This window comes from Shewanella ulleungensis, assembly GCF_014648315.1.
In the GTDB taxonomy this organism is placed as follows: domain Bacteria; phylum Pseudomonadota; class Gammaproteobacteria; order Enterobacterales; family Shewanellaceae; genus Shewanella; species Shewanella ulleungensis.
Genome location: NZ_BMQW01000016.1, coordinates 39,363 through 53,645 on the forward strand (window position 1 = coordinate 39,363; position 14,283 = coordinate 53,645).

Consider the following 14,283-nt stretch of genomic DNA (forward strand, 5'->3'; position numbering starts at 1 on the left):
ATCAATATATTTATTCATATTGCAACAGACAAACAGTCAGTGCATTACTCTATTTTATCTTCAAACGTCGACGAGTCTTGTTTACTTTGCCATTACCCTGCAGGCGTAATAGCCGCAACAATAGATACTTCAACTAAATATTCTGGCTCTGCAATAGCAGCTTGTACACAAGCTCTCGCTGGCGCATGACCTGTGGGCACCCAATTATCCCAAACTAGGTTCATCGCATCGTAATCGCCCATATCTTTAAGGTAAATAGTGGCAGATAAAATATTGTCACGGCGACTTCCAGCTTGTACTAATAACCCATCTACCTCTTCGAGCATGGTGATGGTTTGCGTGGTAATGTCGCTATGTTTGTCTTTAGCTACTTGGCCACACAAATAAACCGTATTGTTATGAATCACAATGCTGCTCATTCGGTTGCCTACATCAAGTCTGGTAATTGTCATAAAACGCGCTTTTATTATGTAAGTGAGTCGATGAAAATAGCGCGATCTTAGATAAAGCACAATATCGACTGATTTATTGAATATTTTTTAGCCACTTAGTTTTAAAGGCTATTCCTATAGGCCTTGTCACTGCTAGAATCGGGATTCCATCCAGAAACGTATAGGACTCCCCATGAGCCTTGAATTATTGTCCCAACTGGAAACCAAAATCCAGGCAACTCTTGAAAATATTGAGCTACTAAAAATGGAGCTTGATGAAGAGAAGCAAAAGAACGAAGCACTAGTGCTACAGCAAGAAGAATTGACACAAAAAAACCAACAATTGCAGCAAGACCTCAACTCTTGGAGCGATAAGGTCAACGGCCTTGTTGGTTTATTGAATAGCGAAATGTAAGCGAGTCTTTTTAAACTGATTGCTGCGGCGTAGATTGCGCCTCAATCAGGGCATTTAATTCGCTGATCGCCTGCCTCACTTTTGGCAGGCTTTTTTTTGTTTGTAAAAAACGTCCTTTTTCAAATTCGAGTAAACCTAAGTCTTTTACCCAAATCACGCCACTCAGAAAGATCCTAGCATGCTTAACAATTAATTTGGGCGCATAAACAGGGAACGTTCTCATATGGTTTCCTCCTAGAGCAAATACACATAATACGATGTAATTAACCTAAATTAGGGCGAAACAGCCCTGCGATACAGTAAGATTAGCGCTATACAACAAACCATTACGGCTGTATTTGTATTGCGCTAAAACTGACCGACACTTCTTTAAGTGCTGAATTTATCAGCACCATTAACATCAGTCAGAAAGTTGGACAACACGATTTAATAAGAGTTTCATTAACGTTGCTTTTTCAAATCTTCAGACAAATCACACAAAATAACTATGACAATATAATGCCACTTGCCAATATTTTGACGCCATGTTAATATCCTTGACGTTACTCAGGGTAAAAAAGAGTCATTTGACTCATCACCGTATTGTCTTTTATAGACATACGGTTTTTTTTTGCCTGCAATACTCTCCCTTATTAGGTGCCATCCAATCTTTAGACAATAAAAAAGGAGCCTAAGCTCCTCTTCGTCTAATGCACTCCTGCTCAATCATAGAGCCAAAGTCATAATGGTTTAACTTACTTTTTATTCATTGTTGACAAATAAAATGCAATATCAATAAGCTCGTCATAAGACTTAATAGAGCTAGTTTCTACACGGTATTTACCATTAACAACCAGCGTTGGCACACCAGAAATTTTGGAATTTTCAGTATCGCGCTTCATTTTTGACATCTGAGCATTCACCATAAATGAGCTTGCTGCAGCATCAAAGGCTTTAGCATCTACGCCATTGGCAATAAATAACGCTCTGATATCGTCTGCACGGGTAAACTGTTGACGCTTGTCATGGATAGCACTAAATAATGCTGGCTCAATTTTTTCTTCAACATTTAATTGCTTCGCAACCGCAAATGCGCGTGACATTTCTACGCCCATTTCACGACCAATAAAATCTACATGCGACTGGTTAAACGCAACGCCTTCAGGCAAGTTAGCTTTAATCTTTGGCACAACCGTTTTAGCAAAGTTAAAACAATGTGGACAATAGAAAGAGAAAAACTCAGTGATTTCTGGCTTAGCTGATTCCGGGCCTTCATTAATCACAGTGTAATGAACACCTTCTTTATAATCTGCAGCCATCGCTGCCATTGGCGCGAGTAGTAGTGCTGCGGCCATCAATAATGCTTTTTTCATTTCACTTCCTTTCAATAGGCAAAATATACTAATAAAAAATCGCTGGTACTATCATAGTCCAGCGTTAGGCAGTAACTCAATCGCTACATGATTGTATTTGTAACTAAATACATCCTGATAGTGATTATGAATCAATGTTAATCAACTATTAAAGCTGGTGAGACTTAAAGGCGCTTCGTTTAATGCCGCTAGCTGCTCTTTAAATGCCAATGTTTGTTGTTCCCAATACTTGATATCAGCAAACCAAGGAAAGTTCATCGGGAATGCCGGATCTTGCCAACGTTTTGTTAACCATGCATTGTAATGAATCATTCTAAAGGCCCTTAACGGCTCAATTAACGCCAATTGTTTGCTGTCAAAATCGCAAAATTCTTGGTAAGCATCAATCAAGATGTCGAGCTGCATTAATTGCTGCGCCCTATCGCCAGTTAGCATCATCCAAATATCTTGTACCGCGGGCCCTTGCCTTGCATCGTCTAAATCGACAAAACCTGGCCCGTCTGGTGTCCATAAAATATTGCCAGGATGTAAATCACCGTGTAAGCGAATCGTCTCAAAGTTGTGCTGCTGCCATATCTGTTTTGCTTTTGTCAGCACTTGCTCTACTACAGTAAAAAATGCGTCATGCATTCCCGAAGAAACAATACCGCTGCCCTGTAAATAACGATAAGCGTCATCACCTAAAATTTCTGGGGTTAACGGCTCTCGATGCACAAAAGGCTGCTTACTGGCATATTGATGAATACGGCCAATAAAACGCCCTACTGACTCTAATTGTTCATCATTATCAACCTCAAATGCGCGCCCACCAATAGAGGGAAATAATGCAAAGCGATAACCTTTAAATTCAAATAAGGTTTTAGTTTCAATAATGACGGGCACAGCGATTGGAATATCTTCAGCCGCTAAGGCCAATGCATAATCATGCTCTTCTTGAATCTGAGCTTCACTCCAACGTTGTGGGCGATAAAACTTAACCACATAGCGTAAGCCTTGGTCACAGCGGAACTGATAAACCCGGTTCTCATAGCTGTTTAACGCTAGTAAACCCGTTTCAGGAAATATTCCAATACTTTCAATTGCATCTAAAATAAGATCTGGCGTTAAGGCCTGAAAGTGAAACTCTGCACTGCTATTATCCATGTAAACCTTCTTGGGTAGTTCGAATATACGGCGTAAGCAAGCTGACTAAAAAGCCTAATACATCTACATCATTAGCGTTATCGACCGATAACCAGCAAATATCACCATAAAACTCGTAGTGTAGCCACACAGGACAACCTTCAAAATTCAACAGCCATTGATGCCTATCAGCCCCCCATTGGCGTTCACGAATATCGCAATCAAGCGCGCTCGCTAAAGGTTCGGCAAACCGCTCAAATTGTTCAAAATCTACCTCTGCTTGAATAACAATACTCAGCGCGTCGGGATCAAATTTAGCAGACAATAATTTCATAAAAAGACTCAGGTAAAATAATTCAATTAACTGCTGCAAGACATAATTAAGCCTTGACCCCAGTCTGGTGGTCGTTTAGCAAAGTCGTCCATTTCGGGTTGTTCATCATAGGGGCGAGTTAATAGCTGCTGCAGTTTTAACAGCTTGCTGTTATCGCCTTTTTCTTCAATGTCGATAATCGCTTCTTGGGCAAGGTAATTACGTAGAATATATTTCGGATTGTGCAGATTACGCTGCCGTTGCCATACTGCAACATCGGCCACACTCCCCACTCGGGCTTGGTAAACTTGATACCAGCTATCAAATTCACTCACATTCAACATATCGTCACGCAGCGGGTTATGCTGGCTGCTAATGTCTATCAGGCCCATTTTACGCAAGCTATTACTGTAGTCGAGTTGGTTGTTTTCAAGCATTACGGTAAATTGGCTAATTAGCGCCAAATCTTGCTTTTCTTGCGCTGAGTTATCCAAATCGTTGTCGGCACTCAAGCCTAACTTTGCCCGCATCAAGCTGACATATTGGCTTACTAAACACGGCTGATAAGTATTTAGCGCAGCGATCAAATCATCAGACGGAATAATTGGAGTAAGAGCTTGCGCTAAGCGCTTTAGATTCCATAATCCCACGCCAGGTTGCTGGCCAAAAGCATAACGACCTTCGTGATCAGAATGATTACAGATAAAGTCTTCTTTAAAAGAGTCTAAAAATGCAAACGGGCCAAAGTCGAACGTGTCACCTAAAATAGACATATTGTCGGTATTCATGACCCCGTGGGCAAAACCAATCGCTTGCCAATGGGCAATCATCTTCGCTGTTGCTTGCACGACCTCAACAAACCATTGTTTGTAGCCTGCAGCGTCAGCAGTTAAATGAGGGAAATGTTGGGTAATGGTAAAGTTCAGCAATTGAGTAAGCTTATCTGGCGCACCTTTTTCGCTGTAACAAAAATATTCAAAATGGCCAAAGCGAATATGACTTTTAGCCAAACGCACAGTAATGGCAGCGGTCTCTTGGCTTTCACGCCATACTGGTAAATCAGATCCAATGACCGCTAAAGCACGGCTTGTAGGGACAGATAATGCCGCCAATGCCTCAGACACTAAAAACTCACGCACCGCAGAACGCATCACCGCTCGGCCATCACCTTGGCGAGAATACGGCGTTGGTCCGCCACCTTTTAAGGCGACATCCCACGCGCCATTAGGCCCAGCTGCTTCACCTAAAATAATCGAGCGACCATCACCTAACCTTGGAGTATATCCGCCAAACTGATGACCACTGTAAACTTGAGCGTAATAACTGGCACCAGGCGCTGCTGCATTTGCCGAAAGCTGCATTAACAAGTCATCGTTTGGCTTATCTAAACCAATCAGTTTAGCGGCATCATCGCTCCAGCCGAGCCAATGCGGATTGCTGATTCCCTGCGGATAGACTTGCGAATAAAAGCCGTCTAATTGCTCAAAAAAGTCTTGCTTAAAGCGCATCCAACGCGCCTCCCAACACTTGGCGTTGGCAGTTCAGTTGCTCGTTGTCGTCTACCTGACATTGTTGAGCGCACACAAAAGCTTGCGCTGCCGGCATTGATGAACCTTGCAAACGTAACATGCCCGTACCTTTTGATTGGCATTGTTCGAGCGTATCGAAATAACCTAAGATAAAATCGGTTTGCACCATGTTGGCAGATGCTATCGCCTTTTCGGCATGCTCAGGATTATCAGCAACGTAAAACAGCGTCCACTCAGGGGTACGCGTGCATCCCATTGCCACACTTAAACCAATTGCAGCCAGCAGTAATTTGCTTATCGTAGAAGTCATCAATGTTATCCAAATCTTTAATCAATCAACCACCAGCATCCATTACTCAAATTCATTCAAGGATGCAAAATACAAAAAAGCGGACCGAAGTCCGCTTCCTTTATCGCTATCATACCCGATAACTATCACGCTGTATTAACTGAGTTAGCCTACCTTTGCTTGAGCTTTCTCAATTCGATTAATACGGCCTTCAAATCCGGTTACAGTACCATCAGTTAAGTGATATTCAATCGCTTGTTGGCATACACTAATCGCTTGCCCAAACTCGCCAATATCATTCAACAAAGTCGATAATTGCATAAACGCAGGCGCTTTAATGTCTTGGGCATTATCATTCGCAACGTGTTGTTGATATACAACACGGAATAAGTCTAGGTAAGCCACCTTAAGAGCGGCGCCATATTGACAATAATCACTTTGCTTACGCATTTTATAGCAATGGTTTATCACGCTCGCTAACGCATCATGTTGACTTTGAGCATCGCTTGCAGTGTTTGCTGCATCCACTAACTGCACAAAACTGTCGCTGGCCCAATCGCCTTTTACTGTTGCTAAGCTTAATTGATGCCCTTGGCTTTCGTCGGCTTCAACCTGAGAGTCGACTACAGGAGCTTCATCTTTAATCGGCGGAGTTGTTTTAGCCTCCTCAGTTTTTTCAGTGCTTGCTTCTTCCGTTGCCGTTGCTTCTGCTTGAGTTGCGAGCTCTTTAGCAGGCACAACATCTTTTGGCTCAGCATCTAGTACTGGCTCTTCAACAACTTCTGTCAGAGGGATTTTGGATTCTGTTAGGGCATCATTATCTGGCTTGATTGTCGTTTCAGTTTCATGTGAATCGGCTACAGATACGGGGGTATCTACAACGTCTGATTGCACGGTGTCATCTTTCGAAACGACCGTAGCTTTTGCTTCCGATGCTTTGTTGGTACGGGTACTTTTGTCTAATTCTTGCTTTGCCACTACCTGGGTGCGCCTGTATAGATACATGGCAATTACAACCAATATGACAACTAAAAAGATCTTGATTAGCATTAGGCGTCCACCTTGCTGATTATGCGCAAACACGCATGGGTTCCATGTGACTCACACTCATGAGTCATAAGCGATTTCTATTGTATTAAATAGAGTGCGATGTTTTTTTAAGCACTAGTTATTATTATTTCAATCTGCGCTATAAAATCAAGTATTTATCGACTTTAAACAGTAACAAGTTACCCATTATGGCTAAATAAGTGCTCATTTAAGCCATTTTTGCGATCAATGCCACACTCAGCCATTGTTTTGTGTTTGAATTCATAATTAGCGAATAGGAATTTGTCAGAGACTATTTAGGCACATAAACTCACAATACCAGACTAAATTACTAAGGTATTATCCATGAGCGAAACTGAATTACTCACAGGAAAGCTACTGTTTGAATTTCGCACCATTGAAGCCATGGTCAATATTTACTGCAAAGCTCATCACCCGATGAAGCCATCGCACAGTGTGTGCGAGCAATGTAGTGAGTTTTTAAGTTATGCCAACATCCGCTTAGACCGCTGCCCGTATGGTCAAGAGAAGCCAACCTGCAATAAATGTCCGGTACATTGCTATAAGCCCCACATGAAGCAAAAAGCACGCGAGATTATGCTATTTGCAGGGCCGAGAATGTTACTGCCTCATCCGATTATGGCAATTAAGCATTTACTTGCTGAGCGAAAACCCGCCCCTGGCTTACCACCTGAAGGTGTATCGAATCGTCATGAACGCAAACGTCAAATGAGTTAAGACGTGGCAACTCAATACTAGTTAGTACGGTTACCCCCAACAGCGTCAACAACACCTAATATTAATTACATTGTTAGATCTCAACCTTCTTGCGCATAAGTATAAATGTTAATTAACTCGCGCCTATCTAGTGGTATTGGTAATCTAGAAGGATATACAGAGACAATGATGTCAATGAGGTGATTTATGCAACGTTCAACAAATCTTTTTCTTTCAAGCATGCTAGTTTTATTTAGCTTAGCTTTTTCATTACCTACTTTTGCAAATGATGATACCTATGGCGAAGCTATTACCAATTTTAAAAAGGCCACTGAAACACAGCACTTTTTTAATTCAGCTTATGGTTATGCTATTTTCCCAACCGTTGCTAAAGGCGGCATAGGTATTGGTGCCGCTTATGGCAATGGCCGAGTTTATCAAGCTGGCAGCCACATGGGCGACTCAACGCTTACGCAGTTATCGATTGGTTTTCAATTAGGTGGCCAAGCCTACAGCGAAATTATCTTTTTTAAAGACGCGAAAGCTTATAACGAATTTACCAGTGGTAGTTTTGAATTTAGCGCTCAAGCATCCGCTGTGGCAATTAACTTAGGCGCTAATGCTCAGGTTGGTACCACAGGTAATTCTGCAGGCGCTGGCCAAGCAGGTAGTAACCATAATGCTGCAGCAAAATACATAAATGGCATGGCTATTTTCACCGCAGCTAAAGGCGGATTGATGTTTGAAGCAGCCCTAGCAGGCCAGTCGTTTACCTTTGATGCTAAGTAACTCAAATGAGTTTAAATGAGTTCGAGTTTTACTCGTAGCTTATATACTCAATCAACTTGAAGATACGTGTTTCAGAGCATCTTCAGGTTGTTTGGGTATAGATCATTCAGGCTGCCATTGGCAGCCTGAATTGTTTTGGGTGAGTTGATTCATATTGCTAATTTGTTTGTAAAAAAACAGTTTACATACTAGATCACTCTAACCTGATTGGTATTGGGTTACTTATTTAAAACCCCAAATTCATTGATACTTATTGCCTGCCGCAGGCTCCGTGCAGATGATTAAGCGAGACGCCGCAAGCACATCCATGTGGGCTTAACCAAAACATCCCTGTTTTGGACACTCGCTGACTCATCTACACCTGTCATTATCTCTCTTCGATGTAACCTCTTGCGTGTCAGGAGGTAAAATCTCATAAAGATTTAAACAACATGATTCAAAATAAGAAGCGCCTCTAATACTAGAGGCGTACACCTAGTAAAGTATTGACTATTCAACCTTGTAGGACTGGATGGACATATTAATTCCACTAAGCATTCGAAACTCGTCTTAAACGTCAGTCAGACTTTCAGTCAACGAGTTCAACACCTAAACTTTCCAATAGACTCAGTGCTTCGCTCCTTGAAAATCGTGCCTTTTTCACATTATTTTCAAACACGTCAATAACGTATTCTTCTGAGTCACTGAAATCGACCCCTTGTAAATTTGTTCTCATAAATAAACTATGCCTAAAGTTACAATAAGTCATTGATGAATGTGTAAAGTCACCCTCGCGAAAGTCAACATCATGTAACTTACATTCATCCAAAACTAACTCGTGCAATTTAAGCCCAAAAAATGATGAGTCATTCAAAATACAACGCGTAAAGTTAAGTTCAAAATCTAAGTGGTATATAGCCCATTCAGCTTTCGCCCAATCAACACCGATTAATTTGCTATCTTGAAACCTAACTTCAAATAGCTTTGAATTAGAAAGGTCAACCAAGCTGAAATTACATCGTTCAAATATACAATTAAGGAATTTACAATTTTTGAACTGAGTTTCGGAGAAATCACAGTCTACAAACTGACAGTCCTCAAATTCGATATGATTAAAGTGTTTATGCGAGCCAACATGTTTTTCAAACAAAATATCTAGATAACTCTCACCATCAACTAACACTTTCATGATTTCCAATCCACCAACACTTTTCTAGACAGTACATCAGGTAGATCGAGTAAACAAGATAGTCAATGTGATGGAATGAACACCCCATCTGAAGCGTTAGTATTTTTATTCTTTACTCGTAAAAAGGTGGCCGAAGCAGGCTACAAACGCGGTTAAAAGCTCGATAATTTTCCGTCGCAATTTTTTCGTTGCTGTTGTTTGGTTAAAAAGCGAAATTGTTGCCGGAACGGCACTGGTGATCCAAGAGAGGATTGCTGTTGATCCCCTTTTGGCCCAAGCAGGGTGGAACCTTGCGATCTTAAGCGTTAGTGGCTGCAGTCCATAAGCATTGCCGGGAAGACGTATCTAATGGAGTTTATGTCGCTGGAAGCAATATATGGGTTCAGCGACAGTTTACTTGTCGCTGCAAGCATAACCTGACATAAGCAACTGCCTTTTCAATTACTTAGCTAAAATTTATAACCATATCCTGACATAAAATATAACCATAAACTGACAAATTATGGAAGCCTCTAGAACTACAACTTTTCCATGTACTTTTATTACAATATAGAGCGCTGTGGTCAATGAAGACTGGCCCACTACATTAGAGCCTGCCTAAATTATTTCTGGACAAAAGTGCGTTAGAACTTCGGGTTTAGTGCAATTACATAAAGTTTACACTGACCCCACTAAATTCTGACCCCACTAAATTCATGTTGAAAATGATAATAAGGATAATGGTTTAACTGAATACCATGGAGGGTTAATTTAAGATACTGAAATATAGCGAGTTAACTAATTAGCAAGGAGGCTAAGGGAACTGGCTGTCTACTGAAAAGTAGCTAGCTAACAATCACATCAAACAGCGCGTTTTCTCGAGCTGTTAATTACATAATAAAGAGTCACATCTCACGTATTCGGGCTTGTTCAACACTTGGGATAAGGACGCGGCTTCGCGCGGCCTATCCTTATTTGTTATGTTTTACGTTTAAGTGAAACAGGTAAAACAAAGAACAATGTAATTATTATTATCAAATCTGCAATGCTAGCAACCACATCAAACGCCTCTTTGAATACTTCTATATCTCCGGCCTTAGTTTGTTCATAAGCATTAAATATGTGTACTAGATCTCCTCTGCTTTCGGATTTACTCAAAAAAGACTCTGTTACGGCTTTAGTACCTGCATCACTATGAGAAATAATTTCGTTAGTTGACATGAACTCACCATTTACGTCTATAAATGGGATAGATAAAAAAAATCTTATGATTAATGCCAATATAATTATTATGACGGGATAAATTATTGCTTTAATGCTCGCCACGGACTCTCCTGTAAAACATAACGAGACTGTAGAATAACTCTAACAGTCTAATTCAATGAAAAAAAGAGCTCCTCAAATCAATCCTAAGCGCTTTTAAGACACGAGGTAATGCATTTGGAACCCTAAAAAATGGCTATTTTTCAATAAAAATAGAAATTCTACAGCCTCAACGCTCCGTTAACGGGCGAGCGCAGTTTGCGAGTCCGTGCCAGCGTTGTTTGCTGGCGTTTTCGTTAAACGGCTTGTTAGGTGTTCGGGTAATAAACAAGTGAACTTCCTTCTTCAAGAGCTTCTGTATAAAAACCAGTAAAACCTTTATACGTGTCGGTATTGAGCACCTCTACCTTCAAGGTATTACCTGTTAAATTTATCACTTGATCGAAGCCATATTTTTTAACTTCAATTAGTGCCTGATCAAAATTTAACTCATCAATATCTTGAGCTATAAACACCATACATTTATGAACATCACCAATTTCAGGCTCAACATAATCATATTCTGAGTTTCCAACAAACTTCCCTTGAAAACCGTAAATGTAGACAACTTTCATAGACACCTAACGCTTTGCTAAGCGGCTAAAAATAGCTGGCTATAATGGCGAGGAACGAGCACAGCCAGCTGTTTGTGTCCGTTTAAGCAACTTGATACTCATTGAGCCCCCTCCCTAGTAAGCCGCATCAGCGGTATGCTTAAGGTGACTAAACCAACAGGAGAAAGCTCAATGAGATTTTATAATAACTCACATCCATACTACTGTGGTATCGATTTACATGCACGCTTACTTTACGTTTGTATCATTGATTCTAAAGGGGAAGTTGTCATCCATAAAAAGATTGGTGCTGATAAAGATGACTTATTACTCATTCTAGAACCCTATATCGGCAATGTGATTGTCGGGGTTGAGTGNATAGTGAAATAGGTAAAAGAATGCAAAGCAATGTAATGAAGTAGTAATTGAGGTGCGATTCAGTAAACCGTAATTCAATCGGCCAACCAGCCCAATTGAAAGCAGTAAATCCAAATACAAAATAAAACGCAGTATCTACAAGTTTTCTCATACCGTCCGTGATGTATAACGCCCGCATTTGCGGCTGGTTTGGAGCGCAGCGGAAAACCAGTCCGACTACATGCGCTTGATACTCATTGAGCCCCCTCCCTAGCAAGCCGCATCAGCGGTATGCTTAAGGTGACTAAACCAACAGGAGAAAGCTCAATGAGATTTTATAATAACTCACATCCATACTACTGTGGTATCGATTTACATGCACGTTTACTTTACGTTTGTATCATTGATTCTAAAGGGGAAGTTGTCATCCATAAAAAGATTGGTGCTGATAAAGATGACTTATTACTCATTCTAGAACCCTATATCGGCAATGTGATTGTCGGGGTTGAGTGCATGCATTGCTGGTATTGGGTGTCTGACTGGTGTGCAGAACTTGGGATTGATTTTATCTTAGGTCATGCGCTTTATATGAAGGCGATTCACGGTGGTAAAACCAAAAATGATAAAGTCGATTCCTTTAAAATTGCCACACTACTGCGTGGTGGTAACTTTCCAATAGCTTATGATTATCCAAGTGAAATGCGCGCAGCACGTGACCTACTACGTCGTAGAATGAAGATTGTCCGTCACGGCGCTATGCTTAAAGGTCATGTGGTTAACACTAATAGCCAATACAATTTACCTGCAACTGAACTTAATCTTAAAAACATCTCTGCAAGACAAAAACTTCGCGAGCAATATCAAGACCCTATCGTGCAGCGCAACATTGATTTAGACATGGCACTACTTGATTGTTATGCAAAGGAACTCGCACAGGTTGAATGGTTCATCGAAAAACAAGCCAAAAACCATAACCCCGTCTATTTAGAACTACTTAAAACAGTACCTGGCATTGGTAAGATTTTATCGCTGACAATCCTCTATGAAATCGGTGATATCAGTCGATTTGAATCAGTACAAAAGTTTGCGTCATACTCTCGATTGGTCAAATGCAAAGCGGAGTCAGCCGGTAAAACCTACGGCACAAATGGCAATAAAATCGGTAATGCTCATTTGAAATGGGCATTCTCNCGCCAGCAACTGCCGGAGTGAATTGGCTGCTTTTTTGCGTTTTTTTGCAAAAAAGAAGACAGTTTACGGAGGTCAGATTGACTGGCTTTGTTATGGGTATTTATAGCCAAAACTGCCACCATTTTTTACTTTTACTCTCTCGCCATTTTTTAAAAGCTAAATCAATGTAAATTGAGAGCTTATCGTAATTTTCCCAAATATCCTGTACGTGATATAGCGTAGGTTCAGTTGTAACTAGAGCCTTTTCATAATCTCCATAGTAAACATTTGATTCATAGTAATACTTCGCAAACTCCAGCCCTTCTGGGTTTAAATCATCTTCCCAGAATTTCTCATCACATTCCTTGATTAGAAATTCAGTTCCGGTCATTTTACGAGATTTAACATTACTAACTGATTCAATTGAGTCGGTTTTGTGCAGCTCGCCTTCAAGATTATTATTGAGAACCCACGTGATAAACATACCGATATGAGTGCCTCCGGCTTCAGGCGCTAGCTCCTTAGGAAAATCGTCTGCGCCACTGTGCCAATCTATTCTATCTATCGTCAAACTCAAACTCTCCCTGACCCATAACGCCGCCATAAAACGCGCGACGATAGGAGCGTCGTAGGCCGCGTTTTTTGCGGCCGATTTTTCATGGCCTTGTTAGCTGTATACAACGAACACGTCCTGTAGTTTAGTTTTATTTGTTGCTGAAATCTCGCACCAGTAGATTCCGAAAGGTATACCAAAGTAATATGGCTTTAACTTCAGTTTGAATAAGCCTGGGGTATACGGCTTGAAAGACATTCTCAACTTTAATATGCCTTTCTTTATGAGAAGCTCATTTTCTTCATTCTTTAATACCTCTATCTTCGATAATGGTGCATTGAGATAGAAGTTTGTGCTCATACCAAATATTGGCGTGATTGTGTAGTAAGTCTCACCGTTTTTCTCGTAGAGCTTAGAATTCAATGTCCCTAAAGGTATTTCCTGCATACTCTTCCCAGCAGCTAACGCCTCATTCAGAGGCTTTTAATTGTTGGCTTATAATACGAGCGAAGCGAAGGAGCCAACTGTTAAAAGTCCTTTGCAATGCCTTGTTATATGGCGATTAAAACCAACTTTCCCATTTTTTATTTGCACTATTATGAGATTCAATCCCAGCATCGAGTGCTTGATGAAGCATTTCAGCTTGCTCCGTATCCAAGCCAGTATCTTCAAAGTTTAAAACTTTTATATTACCGATTAATTTAAACGGTTTAGGATTAAACATTTGGTAGATCATTATTGGTTCAGCTAAACCATTGATCCATGCTTTGACAATATAGATATCCTGTTTTTCACCATTATCAAGTGTTACAAGACCTTCATGAGAAATTGCCCATGCATCAACACTAGGTTGATACTCTTTAATAGATGCATATGCGCTATCAATTGCTTCTTGTTGAGTATCTGCTTCGAAGTTTAAGACTTGCCTATTTTCACCTTGCTGATAAACAACATATGGAGCTAATGTTACTCCGTCTTGACCACTTCCAATAAATGCTGAGTGAGCAAGAGTAAGTCCTAAAATATTCCCTAAAATCTCAGTTTTCACAAACTTTCCCTAGCCATATAACGCTTACATAAGCGGAAAATTATAGTTGGCTAAAATTTTTGAGGAACGAAAAAAGCCAACTGTAAATTTTCCGTTTAATGTTCTTGTTATATTACGTTGCCGCTACACGACAACAATTGCACTT

The 14,283-nt window shown here is 40.6% G+C and carries 16 protein-coding genes and 2 pseudogenes; 5 read left to right on the forward strand and 13 right to left on the reverse strand.

Annotated features, from left to right (window positions below; translation table 11 throughout):
• Positions 1-92: 92 nt before the first annotated feature.
• Entirely contained in the window at positions 93-452 is a 360-nt protein-coding gene (locus tag IEY40_RS19255; RefSeq protein ID WP_188959120.1) for a RidA family protein, read from the reverse strand.
• 172 nt (positions 453-624) lie between these two features.
• Between IEY40_RS19255 and IEY40_RS19260 the strand changes: the two genes are divergently transcribed.
• Positions 625-846 carry a cell division protein ZapB gene (locus IEY40_RS19260; RefSeq protein ID WP_188959122.1) on the forward strand — a complete coding sequence of 74 codons (222 nt, stop codon included), beginning with the start codon at positions 625-627 and terminating at the stop codon, positions 844-846.
• Between the two features lie 10 nt (positions 847-856).
• Here the strand turns inward: IEY40_RS19260 and IEY40_RS19265 are convergent, their stop codons facing one another.
• From IEY40_RS19265 to IEY40_RS19295, 7 genes are all read right to left on the reverse strand, one after another.
• Positions 857-1,069 carry a DUF1107 family protein gene (locus IEY40_RS19265; RefSeq protein WP_188959125.1) on the reverse strand — a complete coding sequence of 71 codons (213 nt, stop codon included), beginning with the start codon at positions 1,067-1,069 and terminating at the stop codon, positions 857-859.
• A gap of 511 nt (positions 1,070-1,580) precedes the next feature.
• Entirely contained in the window at positions 1,581-2,198 is a 618-nt protein-coding gene (locus IEY40_RS19270) for a thiol:disulfide interchange protein DsbA/DsbL (protein ID WP_188959127.1), read from the reverse strand.
• A 141-nt stretch (positions 2,199-2,339) separates the two neighbouring features.
• Positions 2,340-3,341 carry a serine/threonine protein kinase gene (locus tag IEY40_RS19275; RefSeq protein WP_188959129.1) on the reverse strand — a complete coding sequence of 334 codons (1,002 nt, stop codon included), beginning with the start codon at positions 3,339-3,341 and terminating at the stop codon, positions 2,340-2,342.
• On the reverse strand, positions 3,334-3,654 hold the full coding sequence (locus tag IEY40_RS19280) for a DUF3630 family protein (RefSeq protein ID WP_188959131.1): 321 nt from the start codon (positions 3,652-3,654) through the stop codon (positions 3,334-3,336). The genes IEY40_RS19275 and IEY40_RS19280 overlap by 8 nt, the downstream gene beginning before the upstream one ends.
• 26 nt (positions 3,655-3,680) lie before the next feature.
• A complete protein-coding gene (locus tag IEY40_RS19285) occupies positions 3,681-5,141 on the reverse strand; it encodes a protein adenylyltransferase SelO (RefSeq protein WP_188959133.1) in 1,461 nt (486 codons plus the stop codon).
• Complete coding sequence (locus IEY40_RS19290; protein ID WP_188959135.1) at positions 5,131-5,472, reverse strand: hypothetical protein; 342 nt, start codon at positions 5,470-5,472, stop codon at positions 5,131-5,133. Before IEY40_RS19290 ends, IEY40_RS19285 begins: the two co-directional genes overlap by 11 nt.
• 144 nt (positions 5,473-5,616) lie before the next feature.
• On the reverse strand, positions 5,617-6,534 hold the full coding sequence (locus IEY40_RS19295) for a hypothetical protein (RefSeq protein WP_188959137.1): 918 nt from the start codon (positions 6,532-6,534) through the stop codon (positions 5,617-5,619).
• 312 nt (positions 6,535-6,846) lie between these two features.
• Between IEY40_RS19295 and IEY40_RS19300 the strand changes: the two genes are divergently transcribed.
• A complete protein-coding gene (locus IEY40_RS19300) occupies positions 6,847-7,239 on the forward strand; it encodes a nitrous oxide-stimulated promoter family protein (RefSeq protein WP_188959139.1) in 393 nt (130 codons plus the stop codon).
• 219 nt (positions 7,240-7,458) lie between these two features.
• Positions 7,459-8,007, forward strand: a complete 549-nt coding sequence (locus tag IEY40_RS19305; protein ID WP_428848175.1) for a YSC84-related protein — start codon at positions 7,459-7,461, stop codon at positions 8,005-8,007.
• A 568-nt stretch (positions 8,008-8,575) separates the two neighbouring features.
• Here IEY40_RS19305 and IEY40_RS19310 read toward each other — a convergent pair.
• The 3 genes from IEY40_RS19310 to IEY40_RS19320 form a co-directional block, all read right to left on the reverse strand.
• Positions 8,576-9,175 carry a pentapeptide repeat-containing protein gene (locus tag IEY40_RS19310; protein ID WP_188959142.1) on the reverse strand — a complete coding sequence of 200 codons (600 nt, stop codon included), beginning with the start codon at positions 9,173-9,175 and terminating at the stop codon, positions 8,576-8,578.
• 957 nt (positions 9,176-10,132) lie between these two features.
• Entirely contained in the window at positions 10,133-10,375 is a 243-nt protein-coding gene (locus tag IEY40_RS19315) for a hypothetical protein (protein WP_188959144.1), read from the reverse strand.
• Between the two features lie 350 nt (positions 10,376-10,725).
• On the reverse strand, positions 10,726-11,031 hold the full coding sequence (locus tag IEY40_RS19320) for a hypothetical protein (protein WP_188959146.1): 306 nt from the start codon (positions 11,029-11,031) through the stop codon (positions 10,726-10,728).
• A gap of 171 nt (positions 11,032-11,202) precedes the next feature.
• Here IEY40_RS19320 and IEY40_RS19325 point away from each other — a divergent pair.
• Both IEY40_RS19325 and IEY40_RS19330 read left to right on the forward strand, forming a co-directional pair.
• A pseudogene (locus IEY40_RS19325) lies at positions 11,203-11,385 on the forward strand (IS110 family transposase); the annotation flags it as partial.
• Between the two features lie 309 nt (positions 11,386-11,694).
• A pseudogene (locus IEY40_RS19330) lies at positions 11,695-12,555 on the forward strand (IS110-like element ISShfr7 family transposase); the annotation flags it as partial.
• A 103-nt stretch (positions 12,556-12,658) separates the two neighbouring features.
• Here the strand turns inward: IEY40_RS19330 and IEY40_RS19335 are convergent.
• The gene (locus IEY40_RS19335) at positions 12,659-13,141 is read right to left on the reverse strand and encodes a DUF7832 domain-containing protein (RefSeq protein WP_229777168.1); all 483 of its coding nucleotides are present in this window, start codon (positions 13,139-13,141) and stop codon (positions 12,659-12,661) included.
• A 511-nt stretch (positions 13,142-13,652) separates the two neighbouring features.
• A complete protein-coding gene (locus tag IEY40_RS19340) occupies positions 13,653-14,138 on the reverse strand; it encodes a hypothetical protein (RefSeq protein WP_188959148.1) in 486 nt (161 codons plus the stop codon).
• Positions 14,139-14,283: the final 145 nt, after the last annotated feature.